The sequence below is a fragment of the Affinirhizobium straminoryzae genome (genome assembly GCF_007004135.1).
Classification (GTDB): Bacteria; Pseudomonadota; Alphaproteobacteria; order Rhizobiales; family Rhizobiaceae; genus Neorhizobium; species Neorhizobium straminoryzae.
Map to the genome: position 1 here is coordinate 24075 of NZ_VJMG01000017.1, position 20935 is coordinate 45009.

Here is a 20935-nt window from a genome sequence, read left to right on the forward strand (position 1 = left end):
CTCAACCCTCCTAAAGCGCAGTCTCGACGGTAATCGAGCGGATGTTCAGTCTACCGGGGCGAAGCTGGGAGATCCGCACGAAGGGTTCGTCGGCATAGCCGCGCAGGCCGCCGATCTTGATCACGCCGGAAAAGCCCTGGTTGAGCTCGGGCACGTCCGCCAGCACCCCGAAGCGGAACAGGTCCACTTCCTTCAGCGCGCCGCCATTGGTGGAAATCGCAAGGCTGGTCGTGTCGTCCAGCGCCAGGTGCACGGTGTGAATGCGCGCCTTGCGCTTCAGCACCGTGTTGGGGCCCACATCGCGCGGCGGCGGCAGCGTGTCGATGATCGGCGGCTTCCAGGTGCCGGCCGTCACGGCTGAAACGGCCTTTGGCAGCACCACCTGGCCGCTTGCCACGGTATAGGGGCCAAACACATCGCCATCGCCAATCACCCAGATTTCCCGTCCATTGTAACGGGAAAGGCCGGTCACGGTTTTCGAGGCGGGAGAAACCGTCAGGTCGATCGCCTCGTCGAGCAGCAGCCCGGTTTCCATCCGCTCCAGCGTGCGCGTGCCGGCGCGGTCCATGATGAAGGAGAGCTGGTTGCGGCCGTTGCGGGAAACCCGCTTGAAAAGCCCCTGGCTGGTGCGGCGGGCATAGGCGGTCACCTCCTGTTCGCGCAGCAGCGAAACCAGCCGGGCCTCGCCGCTGTCGAGAACGATGGCCTGAAGATTGCAGCTGATCGTTTCCGTCGTGCGGCGCACCGCCATGTCACGCACATTGCGCAGCAGGTGCGGCGCCAGCAGGGAAATATCGGTGGCAATGAAATTTCCCTCGGCATCGGTATAGCGCAGTTCGCCGATCGTCGAGCGGTTCTTGTGGCACCAGATGGCCGCACCTTCGTTCTCGGTCACGGGCAGGCCGCGATTGCTGCCGTGCCGGCTGGCCTGCACATGGTTCGGCGCTTCCGTGCGCGAAAGCGCCCGCTCGGCAATCCAGTATTCTGCCTGCGAAGTAAAGATCAGCAGGTTCAACGACGGCACGATGGCCTCGATCGTTTCCCCGCCGGCAATGTCCATCGGCACCAGTGCCGGTCCGTTGGCATCGGTGAACCGCTCGTTGAACTCGAAATAGTCGCCGGTGCGCGACATGAGCCAGGCATTGGGCAGGCCTTTCATGCCGCCCACCAGCAATCGCTGCTGCCAGAAGGCGCCGCACTGGGGCCAACCGCGCGTGCTGGAAATCACAGCCTCGCCCGGTTTTACGCCAACAGTGGTTTTCGAGGCCACGATGGCCGCATCCGCCTTGTTGACGATCTCGCCGGAAACGGCCCAGCCGTCGCCCTCGTTGCCGGCGCCCGAAAACGTGATGGTGACGATGTTCGCGCTGGGGCTGGCCACCACGAAACCGGCCGCCACGTTGGGCAGGTCGGCAATCGCGGCCTGGATCGCGCTCACCAGCGTCGCCATGGTGCTGTTGTAGGTGATCGAGAAGGTTTCCTGCTGCGAAATGGTCAGCGTGAAAATCGATGTGCCGCTGTCCAGTCCCACGAATTCCAGTCGCCAGACGGCCGGCACGCCGTTGGAATAGGTGGCGCCGTAATCATAGCGCGGAATATTGGCATAGGGCAGGTCATCCACCACCCAGCCGCTCGTCGTCAGGCGAATGCGCTTGGATTGCAGGTCGCGGTGAAACAGCAACATGGTGTCGAAGCGCTGCGCAAATGTCATTTCCGGCAGCAGTCCGGAAATGCCGGAAACGGTAAAGCTGGCGGAAAGGCTGGTCGCGCCCCAGGCCTGGCAGGTGGTGCCCGCAAACACCAGGTCGTAGCTTGTGCCGTTGGATGCATCGAAGGGAAAGATCCTGTCGGCGCCGGAAGGCAGGTTGCCCACCAGCCGCAGGCCATCGGAAACGCGCATGCCGCCCTGCGGGGTGATGACCACGTTTTCGGCATGCTTCAGCCCGGTGGAAAAATACTTCAGCTGGGTTCGGTCATGCAGCAGCGGGTCCAGTTCGCCGGCAGTGAAGGCCGCTTGCGTGCGTCCGGGGCGGGCAACCATCAGGATCTCCAGGCAATGGTGAGCGGATTGTTGTCAGCCTTGATCTCCCGGGCCGGATTGGCAAAAGCGTCCTCGTTCAATGCCGTGCGCATCATCCCGCCGCGAAAATTCTCCTGCGGGGTGCCATAGGCCAGCGTCAGCAGGTCGGATCGCTGGCCGCGATCGGACGCAATGGCGAAGGCAAGATGCCCGGCAAGCGCGGTAATGGTGGCGCTACGGAAGGTCGGCGTCCATCGGTGCGGATCGGGGCGGAATTTCACCATGGCGTAAAGCGGATTGTCGGCCGCGTGCACCTGGTTTGCCGTCAGGATGAAGCTGGTATAGCGCCGGTTCGGGTCGCTGGGGTCGTCGGTCAGGTAAACGGGCGGGCCGATTGCCGGCTGCGGCACCTCGAAAACATGGCTGAACCCGGTAAAGGGTGCTGCGACCGAGAGCTTGGAAAGCTGGCGAACCTCGCGGGCGAAGAAAAAGCCGGAAGGCTGCAGGCCGAGATTGAAATCGACGGTTTCCTCGTAGATCAGCAGCGCGCTCTGCCCGCCGCCCAGGTCGTCGTCAAAGTCCTGCACCGGCTCCTCGCCGATCCGCGCACAGGCGGCGTTGATGATGTCGGCATAGGTGGTCAGCGCCATGGCGGTATCCCTTCAAAAGCATGCCGCCGCCGGGGCGTGATCCGGCGGCGGCGCGCGTGGGCAGATCGTCAGGCGACGTTCTGCGCCGCGACCGTGACGCCGGAAGAGGTGGATGCGGTCACGATGTAGTTTCGCCGCATCACCGTGGCGTCGAGATCGAGCGTCATGTCGATGTGGTCGCCCTTCTTCAGGCGGCGCCAGATCGAGTTGAAGTAGCCGGACGTCTGGACGGCGGACGTGTCGTCATTGGTCACATACTTGTGCACGTTCAGGTTTGCGCCGGCCTCGCCGGACGGGTTGGGCATCCAGTCAACGGTGCGAAAGCCCTTGATGTCGAAAGCCATGATGTCAGTCTCCGATGGAAGGTTGAGAAAGGCGGGCGTTGCCGTCCGCCTGGCTGCGCGTCAGACGATGGCGATCGCCGAGTTGGTGGAGGTGGTGAAGCGACGGATGCCCTTGCCTTCCTGCAGGTCCTTGGCGGCGCCCTTGGCCTTCATGTTGACGGTCCAGACGTCTTCGCGGTTGTCCCAGTCGACCTTGACCTGCAGATCGGTATGCGCCCCCCAGCCCATGGCGGACTGATGCCAGATGAACAGGTCCTGCTTGTTGGAGGCGGGGACGGGATAGAGATCCTGGGCATCTTCCTCGACGAAGAGGAACCAGTTGACGCCGTTCCAGAAGCGGGTGTCAGTCGCCTTCACGAAGGGGACATCCGGACCGACATGATCGGAAGAGTTGACCACCTTGTTGGCCAGGAACTGGTTCCACTGCAAGGGCGGCAGGCCGCAATAGACCTTGCCATCCCACGGCACCTGGTCGGTCTGCAGCCGTGCGCAGAGATCGAGCGCATTCGCGGCCGAGAAGGCGCCGCCGGAATAGTCCACGTCGGCCGAGGTCTTCACCGCCGCCATCTTCTGGTAGATCTCGATGTCGGTGGCGCGGCCAAGCGCCATGGCGCCGGACTGGTAGACGACCTCCTTTTCGTCGACCGTCATGCGGTCCAGGTCCCATTCCTCGATTTCGTCAAAGGCGGTCCAGGTTTCGAGGGCAACCTCGAACTTCTTGCGGGCAGCGTTCGAGGGCGTGTTGCGCTGGCGGCGGTCCTTCTTTACCGCCTTGGACTTGCCGGCCAGCCAGAACACGGCCTTTTCGGAACCGACGAAGCGCGTGGCGGGGGTGACGGTCGGACGCAGGCGGTTGCCTTCGTTCTGGTAGATGTGCATGGCCCGGGCAGCGTACTGCGTGGTGAACCAGTTGTTTGCTTCAAGCGTCATTGGGGAAAATCTCCGATGAATTTTGGGAAAGACACCGGGGAGGAGAGGCCGCTTGAGCCGCCCGGGTCCGGTCAGGCCGGAGAGGCCGGGGCTTTTGCAGGTCCACCCGTTGCTAGCCTCGACGATACGGCGTGGCCGATCGGGTCAACCGGGCATGCAAAAGGCCGGGCTTGCGGCCCGGCCTTTCAAAAATGGCGGCGGATCGATCACTTGCGGGGGTTGAGCTTGCGGTAGGCCTCGTCATAGCGCTGGCGAAGCTGCTCATCATAGCGCTGGTTCGGGTCCTTGTGGTCGCGATTGCGCGGATCGATGCGCGGGTCGCTGTCCAGCCGCTTCAGGTCTGCGGCCGTCATCTCGCCGGCCTGGCCGCCATCGCCGGAGATCCGGATGCCGATATCGTTGAAGCGTGCGGAGAACGCTGCCAGCAGCGCATTGCCCACCGCCGTATCGGTCAGCGCCATCAGCTGGGCCTGCGCATCGGATTTCAGGCTGTCCGGCAGTTGCAGCTGCTCGGAAATACCCCTCGCAAACACCATGTTCGCCTCGAGCGCTGTGGATGCCGCCTTGGCATCCAGCCCCGTCGCCTTCATGTAGCCCTGCACTTCGGCCTTCGGGTCGTAGGGCTTGATCAGCAGGCCTTCCTTGGCCAGCGGGCCGAAGGTCTCGGAAATGAAACCGGCAAACTGGTCCTGGCTCATGCCGTACTTGTGCGCCGCCTGCCGTGCGGATGCAAAGACAGGATCCTTGGAGAGGTCGCCGAAATAGTCCTTCAGGTCCTCGCCGGGCTCGAAGGCATACTGGTCCGGCTTTTGGGGCGCGGCCGGCAGCTTGGAGATCTTCTCGCGCAAGCCGGCGGCGCGCTTGTCCAGTTCGCCATAGGCGCTCAGCAGCTTGCCCAGCGTCTCGTCGGCCGTGCCGCCGATCAGCTCGGGCGGAATGCCGTCCGGAGCCTTCCAGGAGGTGCCGTCATTCTGGCCGCCGGCTCCGCCGCTCTGCTGGTCGCCGCCGTCACCGTTGCCCGGGCCGTCGCCGCCGGCGCCACCCATTCCGCCATCGTTCAAAAGCCGCTCGAAACGGCGCATCAGGAATTCATGCATGGTTCACGCCTTTCTTCAGGTTTCGCGGGGCGTCACCGCCTCCGCATTGCCCAGGCCGATCTGGCGGGCAATCTCGTAGGCAACCGCATTCTGGCCCTCACGGAAGGCGCCGAAGGTTGCCATGGATTGGGCATCGAGCCCCAGTTGCACGAAGAACACGGTGCGCCGCAGCGTCGTGTCGAACAGGCGTTCCAGCGCCTTGCGGCCGGCAGGCGTCGCGGCAAAGTCCGCCCAGGCGCCGGAAATCGCCCGGGCATCCTCGGCGTCCTTCTCTTGCTGCACGTCGATCGCCGAACGCAGCTTCGCATCGACCTGGTCGAACCATTCGTGACCGCCACTGGCGGCGCGGGAAATCATCTCTTCAAAGCTTTGGGGTTGCATTACATGGCTCCTTGTGGCGCACCGCCGGCCGCCAGCGCGGCCTGCGCGGCAAGCGCGGCCGCTTCCTGCTTGTCCATCTCTTGGCGCTCGCCGGGCGTGACGATGTAGTTGCGCGGAACGCCCAGCTGGCCGCCGATATCGGCAAGCGCCACCTCCACATGCGCGACGCGGTTGGACCGCTCGGCCATGATCATGATGACCATTTGCAGCCACTGGACGATCTTCTCCACGCGCTGCGCTTCGCGGGCGATTGCCAGCGGGCTCTTCACGCGGATTTTCACCAGCAGCTGGTCGATCGCCACATCCTGGCTGATCAGGCCCTTGGCATAGGCCAGTTCGATCACCCGCTTGACGGCCGGAATGGTGACTTCCTTGACGAGGCGGCCGTAGGCGCCAAGATGGTCCGATGCCAGGCGCTTGACGCGCTCGAGGATTTCGGTTGCCGATCGCACGGCGGCGCCGTCCGGCGGCAGGGACTGGTCCATCATGGTGGCCTTCACGCCCATGCGCAGCTCGTTCAGCACCATGTTGGAAAGATCGAGGCGCGGATCGGGAAAGCGGGTGATCGAAGGCCCCATGGCGCCGCCATTGCGGGCCACTTTCCAGAACTTGCCGGGGCGGACTTCCGCCAGATCCGGATTGAACACCCCGTCATCCACAGCGGTATAGATGCCCAGCATGGCAATGGCGGCTGCCTGCAGCTGCAGGCGGGCGGCGGTGTTCAGCGTTTTCGTCGTGGGCATGGCCAGCATGGCGGGCCCGCGGCCGTAGGTTTCGCCGGGCACACGGAAATAGCGCGGCGTCAGCCACGGGCAGGTGCGGCTCTGGGTCTTGTAGATGATCTTGTCATGCTTGTCGCACCACACGATCATGTTCCAGCGCCGGTCCTTGCCGACCCAGATCGTATCGACATGCACCTCCACTTCCGTGTCGGGCTTCTGCTTCTGCATATCCTTGAGGATTTGCGGATATTTGCCTTCAGGCCAGGTATCCATCATCACCTGGATCGTCATCTTGCGATCCCAGAAGATGCCGGCGATCTTGTTGTTGGGGCCGCTTTCCAGCAACAGCTCCTCGGTCGGAACGGAGATCGGCTCCCAAAGCACCTCTGGCTCCTGCGAAGGGTTCATCAGGATGGCGCCGGTACCGGCGCAGAGATCAAGCGCCATTTCGTGGAAGGCAAGGTCCCAGTCGCCATCCTCGAAAAAGGCGCTGCAAACCTTGGAAATCGGCTCGAGCTCGCGCTTGAGCGCATCGACCTGGTTCTCGGGAACGATGGGGCCTGGCTCGATCGAGAAATTGTCCTGTCCGGCCGGCCAGAAATCCTGCTGCATCTTGCCGGCAAACCGGAAGGCGCTGTCGATTGCGGTATGATCGAACACCTGGTCGACGCGCTTTTCTGCCGGACCCGTGTCCCGCGTCGATTTGCGGAAGGGGATCGCATAGCGGTAGACGTCGTCGAGCAGGGGCTTGAAGCTGTCGCGCTCGCGGCGGGCCACATTGCGCCTGGCGTTGAGGGCGGTGATGCTGGTCATCATGCACCGCCCAGGGTGTCGATCCCGTCGCCCGAAAGGAAGGTCAGCATCTGGCCGCCAACATTGCGGCGGCCGGTTTTTGCGGATGCCGCCTGGTCGGTTTCGGCCTGCTGGCGGGCAAGGTCAGCCAGCTGTCGCCGCTGCTGCGCCTGCGCCTGCTGCTGCTGGAGTGCCAGGGCCTTCTTCTGCGACCCCCCGCCGATCAGATTTCCCATATCGCCAGATTTCCCTTTGCTCGAAATGGGCGGCGAACTGGAAACCGCAGAGCGCGGCAATGCGCCGGCCGGCTTCCGTCTCGCAGAACACCACGATTTCAGGGTAATCAAGGGAGGCTAGGGTCAACCGGATCTGGCGGCACAGGAACAGCATGTGGCGGGAAGCGGCCGGCCGCACGGCAAACCATGCTTCCGCGCCTTTTTCGTCACCATAGGTGCCGAAGACGCCGATGAGATCGCCATCGATGCGCAGCGACCAGGTGCGGCCGTTGCGCCGCATTTCGCGGCAGATATCCCAGACCAGCGGCGACATGCACCCGTGAATGTCGGCGATGTCGAGCAGCGTTGCGGGGCTGTCGATCTCGATTGTCATCACCAGGTGGCCTTGTGCACGTCGAAACCACCCTGACCCCAGGGCGAGGTGCTGCGATCGCGGCGCCGGCGGCGTTCCTCGCCGTCACCGTCATTGCCAGATTTTGCGTCGCCGGCCGCACGAAGAATGGCGGTGCGGCCGCGAATGCCGCCGATCAGATACTGCAGGGCGTCGTGCAGGTCAGACCAGGGATGTTTCTTTTCCGGCGTTTCCTCGTATTCGTTCGAGGCATGCTCCGGCCGTTTCTTGTAGCGGTATTTGCCATCGAAACCCTCGATCAGCTGGGGGCATCCCTCCGGATCGATCAGCAGATGCGTGTCGGCCTCCAGATAGCCGCGCAATTCCATCTTCACCCCGTCAAGGCGCATGCCGATTTCGTTGGAGCCGTTGAAGGGAATGAGAACCGGCAGGCCGAGGATCACCGACAGCGTCTCGATGGCGCTCAGCTGGCCACCCTCCTTGTCGGCGCCATATTCCGCCGCCGGGTCGATCCAGATCCGCACGCTTCCCGCATTCGAGAAATGTTCGGACAGCGTCATTTTCAGCCCTTCACCGAAGCGCGCCGTGCCGACCCCGTGCCCTTTGTAGAGCTCGCGCAACACCGCGATCCGCCCGGGATTGTGCACCTGTCCGAAGACGGCCGCCGGAGACAGGGCATGCATGGAGGTATCGACGCCGATGCCCAGCTGCAGGCGCGGGTTCAGGATGATGCGGGAGCGCGCGACGTGGCGATCGCGGCGGAAGCTTTCATAGACCGGCTTGCCGTGGCGGGAATAGCCAAACTCGTTATCGACCATCCGCTTGATGAAATGCTCCTCCTGGTTCCGGATGATCTTGTCGTAATAGTCCGGCTCCAGGTTGAAGCGGTTCTCGGCCTCGGGCGATCGGCCCGACGGCTGGCGGAACAGGTGACGATCCGGCGTCTGCTTCTTGACGAACTTTTCGTAGACGTGGTTGTCCAGCGTCGGCGCATTGAGGTCGCCGATGACCTGCGCCCTGCGGCGGCCGTTGACCAGCTTGCGCCCCATGGTGCGCTCGAGCGCCAGGAGCTCATCCTCGGAAAGCAGGATCTTGGCGGATGGATAGCGGCCGACACGCTGTTCGGCGTCATCGAGGGCGCCGGCGGCGTGGGTGTCCGCTTCGTTCAGCCAGGCGCCGGAATACTCGCGCCCCTTCATCAGGGTTTCGATCGAGTTTTCGCCCAGGCCGGCGAACTCGGTCACCACCTCGATCGTGATGCCGTCCTGCCCCATGAAGCGCAGCGTGTGGATCGCCGGCCGATCATTGCCGCCCGACCAGGAGGAGCCCGGATAGGTTTTCGGAAACCATTGTTTCCAGCTTTCGAGAACGGTTTTTTCCGCCGATCGGAAGGTGTCGCGCAACACGATCCAGCGACACATGCGGGTTGGCTTGCCTGTTTCCGGGTGCCAGGCGATCGGCGCCAGCGTGGCCGCGTAAATGCGCTTGAAGGCGCAGGCCGTCGTCTTGCCGCCGCCCAGCGGCCCCATCAGGAACGCCGTCGTCAGTTCCGACAGGATGAACGCCTGGGCGACCGGCCCCGGCGGCGTGTAGTTGAACGGGTTGAAATCCTCGTAGCGCTCGAGCTTCGCCACGAGGTCGCGCATTTCCGCGTCGTTGTACGTCTTGATGTCGTCGCGATTGACGATATCGACCAGATGCTGGCTCATCGCGCGGCCCTCTTGCCGCGCGGAAGTGCCGGCGCGCGCATCAGCGCAGGCGCGCCGGCTCCGCTGAAGTCACCTGCAGCCCGCAGGGCGGAAGGTGTCCGCTCGAACAACTCCTCCGGCAGGAGCAGGATAGACGGAGGATCGCCGAAAGAGCCGGCGGCAATTGCCACTGGCGCGGCGAGCCCACCACCACAGACCAGAACCCCGACCCCGGCAGAAGCGGGAAGGACCGCGCGGCCCGTCGCAACCGCTTGGACCAGCTTCGCATGCCGTTCCTCCCGAACCCCGACCCGGGGCAGGTTGAGCAAGTCCGGCGCATCCAGCCCCGGGTCGGGCTCCCCGGCCGGGGTATAGGCCCCTTGCCGGAAATTGGATCGGTGCGCGTGCGCCCCTCCCTCAACTAGGGGGGGTACCCCCTTCGGGGGAAGGCCGGCCGCCCCCCGGGGGGGTGTCGAGCCATGCAGGGGGGGCATGGGTGCCGCCGCCGGCTGGACCGGGGCAGGCCGATCGCCCGAAACAGGCCGGTCCCCCTCGCGGGCCGCCTGTCCAAGTGACTGACATGTGATCAGCGAGATTGCGTCGTAAGCCATTGTTATTCCTCGCTCTTGCTATCCGTGAGGCTGACGCCCGCAAAAGCCTCACGGCTCGCACCAGCTAAGCCATTGATTTTGCTTGCGTCGATGGTCAGCGGTTGGCCGACCGACAAGCCCCGCGCCTGGGCGACCTGCTGGGCCTGATCCAGCTGGTTTGTGCCCAGGTTGAGGATCAGCACCGGCAGGCGCTGGTCCGGATCGTCCTCGCGCACCTTGGCCTTGCCGTGCAGGTATGGCGCCAGGTCGCGGGCGCAGGCCATCTGCTCCTTCACGATGTCGATCAGGGCAGGGACCGCCAGCCCGACCTGTTTGCCGATCGCCTTCAGCGTCCGCTCATGCTCGGCAAACCACGCCTGGAGCGCCACCGGATCGGCCGTCAGGAACTGCGCCTGCGCCTCGAGCGGATCCTTGAAGCCCTGCTCGGCGTACCAGTCCGCAAATGCCGCCGTCTTGCGGTTGCCTGCCCCCTTCGGCCGTCCGCGCCGCCGCTCGGCCTTCGCCGGATCATGCCGCCCCAGGCTCGCCTCGGCATCCGAGCGCCAGTCGAGCGCCTCGCCCGATCCCCCGCCGGCGCGCTCCTGGAAATCCTTTTCCGCATCGTGGGCCAATATTTAATTCCTCGCTCCGGCTGGAAACTGTCTAGGGCCTGTCTAGGCGCTGTCTTTTCTGTTTTTCTATATATATCAACAACTTACATATATATTTAGACGATAAGACAATTAGACAATTACACTCCTCGTATACGTGCGCGCGCCTGTGCATATGTGAGCGTTTCGCCTGTCTTATTGTCTAATTGTCTTGCGCTGGAAATTTGTTGAGGCTTTTCAGTGCCTTGCCTGAATTCACCCGCTAGACGATCCGCTAGACAAAAAGACAGACGCCCCGCCACCATTGCGACCGTGGATAGACCCTACACCCGCCCGCAAAACGTCAACCACGCGGTTCCGCGCAGCGCGAAGGGTCGGGGTGTGGGTTCTCGGCCGCAAAAGCGCGCAAAATGGCGGGCCTGTGCTCTTGAGAGTTGCGGTCATGTCACGCGGTCCAGTCGAAATAGGCCTTGAGGTTCACGAATTGGCACCGCGTCTGGCGGCCGGCCACGGTCACGCGGTTCTCTGTCATGCCGGCCTTCACCTGCTCCGGCTGCAGGATGATCTCGGGCGGCCCCCGTCGCAGGGCGAACTTCCACGGGCCATTGCCGTTCCTGGCGCCGAAGGGCGTGTCGAGCAGCGCCTTGCCGATCGTGCGGCTGCTGTTGGGTATGCAGAGGATCGGCTCTTCCGTCGTGCCCATCACCGCGAGATCTGCGGCCGCCAGCTTGGCGCGGGCTTCCTTGATCTCCTCGTCCGGCATGGTCGGCTTGATGCGGGCCAGTTCCTGCGCCACCGTGCGCCGCTGGCCGCCGCTGAAGGCCTCGATATGGCTGGTCATGATGGCGTCCAGCGCCTGCTTCCAGGCCGGCTCCGTTCCCTCGAGCTCGGGCAGGGAGGAAGGCTTCAGCATTGCGCCCCACTGGTGGCGCTCGTCGCAGGGCAGGCCGAGCTCCCGCAGCCCGCGATCGCCGATCATCACATCGGCCAGCGCCAGGAAGGCGCCGAACGTCTTCTGGCCGCGGCTGTTGTGGCCAGCCTCCCGCAGAATGGCGTAGTAATCGTCGAGCCGGTAATCGAGCTCTTCCCAGTTATCAGCCAGAATGCGCAGCAGCCGCGGGCCCACTGTCTCGGCCGCCTTCAGCGTCGGCGCCTTGTTGCTGGTCACCTGCAGCGGCCGCAGCTGGATGATGGCCATGCGGGTGAGTGATGCCGGGGGCAGGGGTGGCGGGTTGATGCCGGAGAAGAGGAAGCTGCTCTGCGCCTCGAATTCCACGCCCTTGTGGTTCTGGCCGCCGCGGATCCTTACGGAACCGCTGGCCGCGTCGCGCGCCATCTTGATGATCTTCTGTGTCTGCTCCGGGGCCTCGTCGCCTTCCATCTCGTCGATGGCGATCGGCAGGCTGTCATGGCCCACCAGCTGATAAAGGCCCGCCTCGCTGGCATTGGTGGTCGAGATCATCATGCGCCCCAGAATGGCGCGAAACAGCCCATGTCGGCCGATGAGCTCGGATTTACCCGTGCCGGCGTCGCCAGTGATGAAGATCGAGGGTCGCCATTCCAGCGCGCCGCCCAGCATGGCAATGCCGATCCACCCCAGCAGGATCATGGCGTCCAGGTCGCCGCGCTCGAAATTCCAGGTCCGCAGCATGCGGAAAATCTCGGGCGCCGGGTTGTCCTGGTCCTCCACCTTGTGCGCCCAGGGTGCCAGGCTCGGCGGCCGCCGGGCGTAGAAAAATCCGTCGCGCTCGCCCGTGTCGTCGATGTCGCCATCGACCCACAGATGATCGCCGCAATGCAGGATCAGCTTGCCCCGGGTATCGCGCCAGGCGCCGCGCCCGCGCACCATGTCGGTCATCGTCCAGGCGCCGCGCTCCCGGCAGGCGGAAAACAGGTCGCGCCGCACCCGCTCGGCCTTGAAGCCGGGGTCCACGCGCATCTTTTTCGGCTCCTTGGCCGGCCATGCCCAGTAAAGAAAGTCCTCGTGCCCGGCAAAAAGCTTCTGGATCCGCTCCACGCCGAGCGCCCCATCGCCGGTATTGAACACCTGGCCCATCGTGTCCTCGAAGAAGAAATTCTCGCCGTCATAGCCCAGCGGCCGCACCGGGCAGTTTTCCGGCAGATATCCGGTGGCATCCACGCGCCCCGCCTCGCGCCACTCGCCGGGCATGATGCCGTCCAGCGCGCTGCCGGGGGCAGGATAGGGGGCGGCGCGACGCCGCTCCGCCAGGCGCACGCGGTTATGCGCCCCCGCAATCAAACCGCTCACCTTCCGCGTTCCGCCCTGTGGTTCCTGGCTCGTCATAATTTTTTTTCATCCCCTGCCGGAAAGCGGGCCAAAACCCGCCTTCCGGTTGACTTTTCGGATACCGATTTTAGTTCGCTGATTTGGCCCTGGCCGGCTTTTTGCCGCCCGTGGCCGTCGTCGTGGCGTCCTCGGCCGGGGCGATCACCGCCCCAGCGCCATCATCGCCCTGCAGCGTTTCCGGCGACCCTGCTTCGCCAGCCGCAGAAACACCTGCGACGTGTGCTTGAGCATCAGCCTCGGTCGATCCTGCATCACCGCCAGCGCAAACAGCCGGCGGTGTCGCCGCAGCTGCCGTGCCCGGATTGCCCGCTGCCTGTCCCGCATCTGCAGCTTCTTCTTCATGCTCGCTCTCCTTCTGCTGGGTCATCGCCTGGCCGATCGCGATCGCGGCCGCCATGGCCACCACGTCGCCGGGGTTGGGTGCCGGCCGGATCTCCTGCCATTCGCCCAAGGGCGCCGGCCTGTTCTGCACCTCGATCTCCCGCGCCGCCCGCTCGGCCGCCTCGAGCAGATACTGCCGCTGGTAGGGCTCCTGGTCCCCCAGCGAGCCGTGCGGCTCGAAAATGCTGTCTTCCAGCTTCAGGGGCTTGGCGCTTTCCTGCTGCGCGGCAATTGCCGCCGCATCCGCCAGCCGCTTGCGCTCGTCGCGGATCAGCCCGAAGGCATGCTTCGCTGTCACCGTGAACAGATCATAGGCCCAGCCCCGGGCGCGCTCGGCGTCCAGGCTGGCATCCACGGTGCTGATGCCCTGCAGTTCCGCGAAGGTCATCAGCTGGCCGGGCACCAGGTCGCGGCCGCAGGCATAATCCCCCAGCGTCAGCGCCGCATGCTGAATGGCCTCGATGTCCTTCTGGTCGATCTCCGGGGAAATCCAGCAATCGCCATCCTGCAGAATGGCGAAGAACTGCCCGGCGGCCATATGGCCGACGGCGGCGGCAATCTCGATCGCGTCGATGTCGTGGATGTTCATGCGGCACCTGCCGCCAGCTGGCACTTGAGGCGGTAGCCTTCGAACGCCCAGATCTTGTTCCGGGCGTTCTCTCTGGCGATCTTGCGGCCGATCTCCTCGTCGAAGTTTTCCGGGCTGGCGGCGGCACTTTCGCCAGTCACGTTGAAGCCGTTCTGCAGCGTCAGGCAGCAGACCGTCAGCGTGGTTTCGGCGAACACATGATACTGCTCGGAGCGAATGGCAGCATCGATGTCTGCCGGCGTCAGCCTGGGCGCCGTCAGACCCTTCCGCTGGATTTCGCGCTCAATTTCGGTTTCCGAATTCATCACCATTCTCCTGAATTGATCGCGTCGTTGAGGTCTTTTCCCCAGGCGGCCGGCACCGCGATCACTTCCACCGGCTTCCCGAAGCTCTTGAGACGGGCGATCGCGCGGTTAAACAGCGCGGTCGCCTGGGGCTTGCCCCAGTCGTTGTCCTTGAAAACGATCCATGAACTGATGGCCGCGTGGTCAGGCACGGTCAGCAGGCCGGAAAGGCTGCCGGCCGCCCAGAAGCGCAGCGCCGGCTCGGCAATGGCGCCGGTCAATCCGTCCTCGATGCCTTCCGTCACGCCGGCAGGCCCGCGAATGCCGGCGCTCACCGCCTGTTCCGGCGAAAGCCCGCTCGGCCCGTTGGTGAGGCGGATGACGAGGCCGGACGTTTCCGGAAACATCATCTTTGCCTTTTCCACGGGTGCCTTGCCGCGCCCGTCCGCCGCCAGGAACGTGTAATGGTTGGCGCCGGGCTTGCCCTGATGATCCACCATGGCGGAGATCATCGCGGGGAATGTCGGTCTGGCCTCCTCCCGCCAGTATTCGCAGGCCGGATGAAACCGGATCGAGCGCCCCAGCGCCGGCACCAGGTCCAGCGACACGCCCCGGCTGGCGAGATAGGCTTCCACCGGGGTTCCCTGCAGCTGCTCCTGGCACGAATAGAAAAACTTCCGCGACCGATCGCGCGCCTTCTCCCGCCGCCTGTCATCGCGTGCCTGGGCGGCCGCCCGGCGGCTTTTCGCCTCCGCAGCGGCCTTCTCCCGCATCTTCGGGTCCATCTGCTTCAGGCCGTAGCGATCCTCGATCCAGGCCAGCGCCGTCATGCGGCTGTCGTCGGACACGATGCCCGTCAGCGCAAAGGCCACGAGATCGATGGCATCGCCCTTTTCGCCGGAAACAAAATCCTTCCAGCCGCCGCGCCGGTCGCCGCGCACCCACACCACCATCTGGCTCTCGCGCGATTTGGCGCGGTATGGGTTGCGCACACCCCAGGTGCCCCCCTTCAGGTGTCGGCGTGAAGCATGCAGCAGCTCCTCGACGATGCTTTCGAGATCGGAAACGACACGGTCCTTGGCGACGGAAAACCGGCTCATTCAGGCACCGGCAGGGCGTAAAGTTGCCCCCCCCCGTCAAGTTCTGAAAACAGGTCGTCGCGGCGCGATACCACCAGCCCGGCAGCAATCAGCATGCGGCCGGCGCTCGGCGCCACCGCGCGGCCGTCGGGATGCGTGGTGTAAAGATAGCCCCCGCCATTCACCGCCTCCGGCGCCTGGGAGGACTGGCGCATCAGCAGCACGCCCTTGCGGCGCATGCGCTCCAGCACCGCCGCCGCGCGCTTTCCGATCCTCGGGCCAGCCTTGGGACCATTTTGGAAATCTGTCTTGCGCCTGCCCATCTCACTCTCCCAGAATGGCGCGCTCGATCCTGCTCAGCGCGGCGTCGAAATCGGGGTTGTCGCGGCGCTCCTCGGCGGCCGCCAGCAGCTTGGAAACATTCTGCTTCGTGCAGGCCGCCACCTCCGCCGCCAGCACCTGGGGCACATTGCACCCGGTCACCAGCAGATAGAGCTCGGCCGCGCGCCGGTCGGCGTGCCGGATAGCCGAGGCTTCCACCGCCGCCCGGATGCCCTTCAGCGCAATGCGCGCGGCCTCTCGCATTTTCGCGCCCGTCATGCCTCGCTCCCGTCGAACAGGCGCTCGGCATTGCGCAGCCGCTGCTCGGCCGTGCGCAGGCCATAGCGCAGCGCTTGGAGCTTCGATTGAAAGGCGAGGCCGGAGGCGCGCATGCCGTAATAGGTCGAGCGCGCAATGCCGGCGGCGATGTACAGATCCTCATGGGAAATCTTCAGCTCGAGGCGCTTTGCCTCGATGCGCGAAAGCTCGGCCGATACCTCGATGCGATAGGTCCGTTTCGACATGCTGTTCCTGCTGGTCTGATAGGGGCGGCCGGTACAACGGACAGATCCGGCCGCGATCGAAGGCGCCGCCGGCACGATGCCGGCAGCCATGGCAAGCGTCAGGCGTCGATCTCGTCGGTGCCCGGCAGATGGGCCGCAATGGCCCGCAGCGTCGCCAGCACATTCAGCGCCTCTGTTGTGCGCACCGGGTAGCCGTTCTGCTGCGGCGCCCGCATCGTGAAAAGCACATGGTCCAGATGCTCGATGCCCAGCAGGAAGCCCCGCGTGCGCAAGCGCGAACGGATGGCAAACTCATAGGTCAGCAGCTTGGAAAGCGGGCAGGTCAGCAGCCATTCCGCACACTCCTGGTGCGTGCGGCAATTGTGCAACTGCTCGATCTCCTCGACGAGGGCGTTGCTCATGCCGCACCGCCTTTTGCAGCCGGAACGCAGTCCGCCGCGATGATGTTCTGATACATGGAGAGAAAGCCGAACCTGTAGCCCGAGAGCGTCACGCGGCACGTGGCGCCAATTTTGATGCCGCTGTAGACGGTCATCGCAATGAAATGCCCGTTCCAGAGGCTGTCCTCGACGACATAAACCTCGTCGTCCGAGTAAACGAAATTCTTGAACGTGGTCGATGTCTTGCGATCGCTGTCGGATGTGACCTTTGTCAGCCGCTCTTTGCCCTGCACGCGGATGGTCTTCTGTTCGATATGCGTCTGGATCGCGTAGCTGGCGCCAAGCAAAGCGACCACCAGCATCGGGACAACGGCAACGCCTATGATTTTCGCGATCATGCCGCACCGCCTTCCTTGGCACTGCGCGCCTCGGCACGATCGATGCATTCGATTGCGGCGATCAGCAGTGCTGCAGCCCGCACAAGGTTTTCCCGGTGGGACTTGCTTTTGAACCATTTCATGGGCCAGGCCCAAACTGCGGAGAACCACCACAGAGGCCCTTGGGGCTGGCACTTGTAGAGCGCATAGGAGGCAGCAGCCCGCTCAAGCTCGCCGTGCTGATAACGATCGTCGTGATCCGGAGAGAATTTCTCGTCCTGCACCTGCCGCCGCCGTTCGAGCAGAACGTCAAGCGCGGCCTTGCTCTGCCCTTCCGTCGCATTCAGGCGGCGGGCAATCTCGTCTGCAACTTTGTCTGGCTGCGCTACCCAATCAGTCAGCTGCAGCACCGGAAACGTCATGCTGACGGCTTTCCTGCCATCCGGAAGCGTTTTCCCCTTGGGCGCCGGGTCGTAGCGCAAAATCTGCGGCGGATAGTAATTCTGGTTGCTTTCTGCAGTCCAAAGGGCGTCGCTCATGCCTTCACCCCGATCGTGATCTGGTTGGTCTGCAGGCCCTTGTTGTAGATTTCGGTCAGGGCCTTCGCGAGCGCCAGCGGGGCATCGCCGCCGCCCATCTTGCGCAGGGCTTCCGCATCTGCCGTCAGGATCTTGCGATCCTTGCCGATCAGCTTCGTCACCATCCGTTCTTCGGAAATGATCTCGCGATTGTTGCGATAGAGCCGGGCGAGCGCCTGGATCATCGTTCCGTTCAGCGCGCCGTTGTCCTTCTGCCAGGCGCTGCGCAGCGTGCGGCAGGCGGCCGTCACTGCCGCATCGCCATAGCTTTCCAGCGCGCGCCCAATGGCGCCGATCGACGAGGTCCGATTTGGCGCGGGCGATTTCGTGCCCGGCGGCACCACCTCGCAACCGGCCTCCTCCAGCACGGCGCAAATGCGCATCATCGCCTCGTCGCCTGCTTCGATCCCCGCCCAGTATTTCTCCACGGTGGAAATGGCGCTGCGGTTGATGTTCACACCCAGAAAATGCTGCGCCTCTTCATAGGCGGCCTCGAGCTCGACGATGACGGCCGGCACCCCGGCAATGTGTGGGTGCTTCTTCGCCGCTTCGAGCCGATGCTGGCCGTCATAGACGGTGTAACCTCCCTCCGGCTGGCGAACCAGCATCAGAGCGCCGAACTGCGCCCAGGTGAAATCGCGCAGGATCTGCGCCACCCGCTTCGGCTTCAGCGGCCGCTGATAGCTCGCATCGACGCGGATCTCGGACAGGGGAACGATCGCCATCTCGGGCGGCTCGCCAACGTCCAGGTTGATCAAGGGCATTGCATTCATCACGCCACCTGCCTTTCCTCTTCGCGGCGCTGCCGCTGCTCGTCGTGAAATGCGCGTAACCCCTCCAGCGAAAGCGTGCCGTCATCGGCCGGCTCGATCTCGATCAGCACATGGCCGCCGGCGCGCCGGTACCCGGCAAAGCGCGCGCCCGGCCAGCCGCGCCGGCCGATCTCGGCCGTAAGGTCGTCGAGGAGGGTCTGGTGAAACGCCGTGTTGGCGGCAGGCTCCAAAGGCCCGCGTCCGCCATAGGCAATCAGAATGTCATCCGCCGCGCCGGCCATCACAGAGCCACCGCCAGCGAACCAAACACGACGACAAGCACGGCAAAGATGGCCGCGCCCGTCCAGTTGCTCACCTGCATCAGCACATCGCTGCAGGGCTCCATCAGCACCAGTACGGTGCGGCAGAAAAAAAACGAGCATGGCCCAGCACAGCAGGCCCAGCAAAAGATTGATGGCCATCTTCATTGCATCCCCCTTGAAGCTTCATCCAGCGCGGCGCGGCGTTCTGCGATGAGTTCGTCGAGGGCGGTGCGCAGCTTTGCGAGCGTGCGCTCGCTCACGGTGCGGCGGCCGTTGCGGCGTGCCGCATAGGTCGTCTGGTGCACGCCGGCGCGTCGGCAAAGCTCGCTCGCGCTGACGCCGGCGAGCACGCGCTGCTTCTCAATCTCAGCAAACATCCGCAAATCACCTTGTCCAATTCACTGCACAATGGCATAAGCGAAATTGCTGATTATGCAAGGTGTATTTTAGTGACTGCGTTAGCACTTGCACAGATTAGTTTTGCGCGCATGGCTTATGATCAGCGCGAAACGAAGGAATGGCTCCGGGCGGTGGCGCGACACTTCAATGTGTCGCCCTCGCAATTGGCGTTGAATTCCGGCATCGCGGCATCCACGCTGACGCGCTATCTCAACGACACCACCAACACGGTCGGCATCAGCCAGTCATCGCTGGAGAAGGTGTCGCATTATTCCGGCTTCCGCCCGGGCCAGGTGCCGGGCCGCTCGCGCGGCCTGTCGGAACCGGATGTCCTGCCCTATGCGCAGGATGATGACCACAAGCCCAAATGGGTCGAAGCCGCCGTCGAGGCGGCCCGGGCGGGCAAGAATGGCGTGGAAGCCTGGGTCATGAAGGGCGCCGCGCTCGATGGATTGGGCGTCATGCCCGGCGATATCGCCATCGTCGACCAGAACCGCAGGGCAAAGGCGGGCGATATCGTCCTCGCCCAGATCGTCGATCACACGCTCGGCGCGGCCGAAACCGTGTTGCGGCTCTATCAGACGCCGTTCCTTGTCACCCACAGCATGCGCCTTGGCCCGCAGCGGCCCGAGCAGGTGGATGATGACCGGGTGTCGATCGCCGGCGTCGTCATAGCGACCATCCGCCTGCAGCACTGAATTTCCTCCCCATCGCCGTCATGAATGCACCCGTCCGCCGTGCGCTGTCGGGTGCATTTTCGCGCATGGATATCATGATGGCGACTTAGGACATTTTTAACATGAACGCACGCTAATGTGCGTGATCAGCATAATGTGCAAATTGTGCTTGCTGAAATAAGCAAAGATGCTTATCAATATGCAGCAGGATGATTTGCAGAGGATGCTGTCATGCAACTGGAACAGAAGCTGGTCGGCTTGCCCGAGATCTGCGCCGCCTTCGGCGTATCGGAAGCCTGGGTGCGTCGCCACCATCGCCGCCTGTCGCGCGAGAAGGGCATGCCCGAAAAATGCTCCATGGGCTGGGTCTGGCCGCGCAAGCGGTTCGAGGATTGGATCGACGGCGCCTATGGCCGCGCCGCGATCGAGGAGGCGGAAGAGCCCGCCGCCCGCGTGCCCACCATGATCGCCAACCAGAACCAGCGCCTGCGTGCTCGCTATGCGAGGGCAGGGGCATGACGGAAGATAAGTTCTGGTACGTCTACCATCCGCACGGCAACGCTCCCAAGTTCCGGCATTTGACCTACACCAGCGCCCGTGAAGAAGCGCATCGCCTGGCGAGGGAAAATCCGGGCTGTGAGTTTTTGGTCTTGGAGGCCGTGTATGCGGCCATCCGATGCGACGTGCAAGGTCGCGTTCTTCGGCCAGTCGATGATGGCATTCCGTTCTAGAAGGGGCAGCAAGATGACTGACAATCAGCAGGATCTTTCCGTCATCGTCCGTGCGCTCAGCCAGCACCAGCGCGGATGCTTGGAGGCGGTTGATCATTTCAAATTCCAGAAGATGACCGCTCGCGGCGGCTGGGCCGTGGGCGCGCAGCGTTACACGCTCGAAACCATCCGGGTGCTGCGGCGCCACGGCCTGCTGATCGTGCATGGCGGCCGCCTGCAGCTGACCCAGTCGGGCAAGCTGGCGCTGGATCGCATCCGGGAGAAGCAGCCATGAAGCCGCGCGACCTGATCCACCGGCTGGAGCAGCTGGGCGAGGATATGACCGATCTGCAGCGCCGTCTGCTGGATGACCTGAAATCCTATGCCACGGCCTCGGAAGAGTATTTGTCGGCCGTCGAACGGCAGATTGAACGCGCAGCGCTTGCCAATGCCTCTGTCGTGGCGGAGGCGGCCTGGGTGCTGCACGAGGCGGAGGCGGATGCCGCCGCCACCCTGCGGGCCCGCCTGTCGCGCTCGGCCGCCGTGGCCTCCGGCTATCGGGGGTGCCTGCAATGAGCCCGATGAGCGCCCTGCAGATCGCCATGATTGTCGTGCCGCTGATCGCCGGCCAGGCGCTGGTGCTGGTCGCGATCGCCGCCATCAACCGTTTCTGGCAGCGGAAAACCCCGCCCGTCTGCCGGAAAGGCGGGCCGGACGACGCCTGAAGGCGTCGGGCGGATCTCCGGCCCGCCATCCCTTTTCCCCGTTCCCCCGGGCTGACGCCTCCTCCCTGGTCAGCCCCATCTTCCCCGGCGGCGCATGTTCTGCGTATCGCGCCGC

Annotated in this window: 29 protein-coding genes; 6 read left to right on the plus strand and 23 right to left on the minus strand. The window is 64.2% G+C overall.

Features of this window, described 5'->3' with window-relative positions; all coding sequences use genetic code 11:
• Positions 1-10: 10 nt before the first annotated feature.
• From FNA46_RS07800 to FNA46_RS07915, 23 genes are all read right to left on the minus strand, one after another.
• On the minus strand, positions 11-2041 hold the full coding sequence (locus tag FNA46_RS07800; RefSeq protein WP_143124620.1) for a phage tail protein: 2031 nt from the start codon (positions 2039-2041) through the stop codon (positions 11-13).
• Positions 2041-2670, minus strand: a complete 630-nt coding sequence (locus FNA46_RS07805; protein ID WP_143124621.1) for a hypothetical protein — start codon at positions 2668-2670, stop codon at positions 2041-2043. Before FNA46_RS07805 ends, FNA46_RS07800 begins: the two co-directional genes overlap by 1 nt.
• Before the next feature lie 68 nt (positions 2671-2738).
• Positions 2739-3014, minus strand: coding sequence for a hypothetical protein (locus FNA46_RS07810; RefSeq protein ID WP_143124623.1), 276 nt, complete (start codon positions 3012-3014; stop codon positions 2739-2741).
• Between the two features lie 60 nt (positions 3015-3074).
• A complete protein-coding gene (locus FNA46_RS07815; protein WP_143124625.1) occupies positions 3075-3944 on the minus strand; it encodes a phage capsid protein in 870 nt (289 codons plus the stop codon).
• Positions 3945-4150: 206 nt separating this feature from the next.
• A complete protein-coding gene (locus tag FNA46_RS07820; RefSeq protein ID WP_143124627.1) occupies positions 4151-5041 on the minus strand; it encodes a hypothetical protein in 891 nt (296 codons plus the stop codon).
• Between the two features lie 15 nt (positions 5042-5056).
• A complete protein-coding gene (locus FNA46_RS07825) occupies positions 5057-5422 on the minus strand; it encodes a hypothetical protein (RefSeq protein ID WP_143124629.1) in 366 nt (121 codons plus the stop codon).
• The gene (locus tag FNA46_RS07830; protein WP_143124631.1) at positions 5422-6960 is read right to left on the minus strand and encodes a portal protein; all 1539 of its coding nucleotides are present in this window, start codon (positions 6958-6960) and stop codon (positions 5422-5424) included. The genes FNA46_RS07825 and FNA46_RS07830 overlap by 1 nt, the downstream gene beginning before the upstream one ends.
• Before the next feature lie 120 nt (positions 6961-7080).
• Positions 7081-7485 (minus strand): hypothetical protein, encoded by a 405-nt coding sequence (locus FNA46_RS07840; protein ID WP_185969762.1) that lies wholly within the window; start codon positions 7483-7485, stop codon positions 7081-7083.
• 59 nt (positions 7486-7544) lie between these two features.
• Positions 7545-9233 carry a hypothetical protein gene (locus FNA46_RS07845; protein WP_143124636.1) on the minus strand — a complete coding sequence of 563 codons (1689 nt, stop codon included), beginning with the start codon at positions 9231-9233 and terminating at the stop codon, positions 7545-7547.
• A 592-nt stretch (positions 9234-9825) separates the two neighbouring features.
• A complete protein-coding gene (locus FNA46_RS07850) occupies positions 9826-10434 on the minus strand; it encodes a hypothetical protein (protein ID WP_143124638.1) in 609 nt (202 codons plus the stop codon).
• A 424-nt stretch (positions 10435-10858) separates the two neighbouring features.
• Positions 10859-12682, minus strand: coding sequence for a hypothetical protein (locus tag FNA46_RS07855; protein WP_143124640.1), 1824 nt, complete (start codon positions 12680-12682; stop codon positions 10859-10861).
• A gap of 106 nt (positions 12683-12788) precedes the next feature.
• A complete protein-coding gene (locus tag FNA46_RS07860) occupies positions 12789-13691 on the minus strand; it encodes a hypothetical protein (protein WP_143124642.1) in 903 nt (300 codons plus the stop codon).
• Positions 13688-13996: a Gp49 family protein gene (locus tag FNA46_RS07865; RefSeq protein WP_143124644.1), complete on the minus strand. Its 309-nt coding sequence runs from the start codon at positions 13994-13996 to the stop codon at positions 13688-13690. Before FNA46_RS07865 ends, FNA46_RS07860 begins: the two co-directional genes overlap by 4 nt.
• Positions 13996-15075, minus strand: a complete 1080-nt coding sequence (locus tag FNA46_RS07870; protein ID WP_143124646.1) for a DUF7146 domain-containing protein — start codon at positions 15073-15075, stop codon at positions 13996-13998. Before FNA46_RS07870 ends, FNA46_RS07865 begins: the two co-directional genes overlap by 1 nt.
• Positions 15072-15377: a hypothetical protein gene (locus tag FNA46_RS07875; RefSeq protein WP_143124648.1), complete on the minus strand. Its 306-nt coding sequence runs from the start codon at positions 15375-15377 to the stop codon at positions 15072-15074. The genes FNA46_RS07870 and FNA46_RS07875 overlap by 4 nt, the downstream gene beginning before the upstream one ends.
• A 1-nt stretch (position 15378) precedes the next feature.
• Complete coding sequence (locus tag FNA46_RS07880; RefSeq protein WP_143124650.1) at positions 15379-15654, minus strand: hypothetical protein; 276 nt, start codon at positions 15652-15654, stop codon at positions 15379-15381.
• Positions 15651-15899, minus strand: a complete 249-nt coding sequence (locus FNA46_RS07885) for a hypothetical protein (RefSeq protein ID WP_143124652.1) — start codon at positions 15897-15899, stop codon at positions 15651-15653. Before FNA46_RS07885 ends, FNA46_RS07880 begins: the two co-directional genes overlap by 4 nt.
• Positions 15900-15997: 98 nt before the next feature.
• Positions 15998-16300, minus strand: coding sequence for a hypothetical protein (locus tag FNA46_RS07890; RefSeq protein WP_143124653.1), 303 nt, complete (start codon positions 16298-16300; stop codon positions 15998-16000).
• The gene (locus FNA46_RS07895; RefSeq protein WP_143124654.1) at positions 16297-16677 is read right to left on the minus strand and encodes a hypothetical protein; all 381 of its coding nucleotides are present in this window, start codon (positions 16675-16677) and stop codon (positions 16297-16299) included. The genes FNA46_RS07890 and FNA46_RS07895 overlap by 4 nt, the downstream gene beginning before the upstream one ends.
• Positions 16674-17195 (minus strand): hypothetical protein, encoded by a 522-nt coding sequence (locus FNA46_RS07900; RefSeq protein WP_143124655.1) that lies wholly within the window; start codon positions 17193-17195, stop codon positions 16674-16676. Before FNA46_RS07900 ends, FNA46_RS07895 begins: the two co-directional genes overlap by 4 nt.
• Complete coding sequence (locus tag FNA46_RS07905; RefSeq protein WP_143124656.1) at positions 17192-17998, minus strand: DUF6551 family protein; 807 nt, start codon at positions 17996-17998, stop codon at positions 17192-17194. Before FNA46_RS07905 ends, FNA46_RS07900 begins: the two co-directional genes overlap by 4 nt.
• 8 nt (positions 17999-18006) lie before the next feature.
• Positions 18007-18474, minus strand: coding sequence for a hypothetical protein (locus tag FNA46_RS07910; RefSeq protein ID WP_143124657.1), 468 nt, complete (start codon positions 18472-18474; stop codon positions 18007-18009).
• Entirely contained in the window at positions 18471-18686 is a 216-nt protein-coding gene (locus FNA46_RS07915) for a helix-turn-helix domain-containing protein (RefSeq protein ID WP_143124658.1), read from the minus strand. Before FNA46_RS07915 ends, FNA46_RS07910 begins: the two co-directional genes overlap by 4 nt.
• 111 nt (positions 18687-18797) lie before the next feature.
• On the opposite strand from FNA46_RS07915, the gene FNA46_RS07920 reads away from it, so the two are divergent.
• From FNA46_RS07920 to FNA46_RS25955, 6 genes are all read left to right on the plus strand, one after another.
• Entirely contained in the window at positions 18798-19406 is a 609-nt protein-coding gene (locus tag FNA46_RS07920; RefSeq protein WP_143124659.1) for a LexA family transcriptional regulator, read from the plus strand.
• Between the two features lie 210 nt (positions 19407-19616).
• Positions 19617-19904 (plus strand): hypothetical protein, encoded by a 288-nt coding sequence (locus FNA46_RS07925; RefSeq protein ID WP_143124660.1) that lies wholly within the window; start codon positions 19617-19619, stop codon positions 19902-19904.
• Positions 19901-20116 carry a hypothetical protein gene (locus FNA46_RS07930; protein WP_143124661.1) on the plus strand — a complete coding sequence of 72 codons (216 nt, stop codon included), beginning with the start codon at positions 19901-19903 and terminating at the stop codon, positions 20114-20116. Before FNA46_RS07925 ends, FNA46_RS07930 begins: the two co-directional genes overlap by 4 nt.
• Before the next feature lie 13 nt (positions 20117-20129).
• A complete protein-coding gene (locus FNA46_RS07935) occupies positions 20130-20390 on the plus strand; it encodes a hypothetical protein (RefSeq protein ID WP_143124662.1) in 261 nt (86 codons plus the stop codon).
• Complete coding sequence (locus tag FNA46_RS07940) at positions 20387-20671, plus strand: hypothetical protein (RefSeq protein WP_143124663.1); 285 nt, start codon at positions 20387-20389, stop codon at positions 20669-20671. Before FNA46_RS07935 ends, FNA46_RS07940 begins: the two co-directional genes overlap by 4 nt.
• A 5-nt stretch (positions 20672-20676) precedes the next feature.
• Positions 20677-20820: a hypothetical protein gene (locus tag FNA46_RS25955; protein ID WP_185969763.1), complete on the plus strand. Its 144-nt coding sequence runs from the start codon at positions 20677-20679 to the stop codon at positions 20818-20820.
• Positions 20821-20935 lie beyond the last annotated feature (115 nt).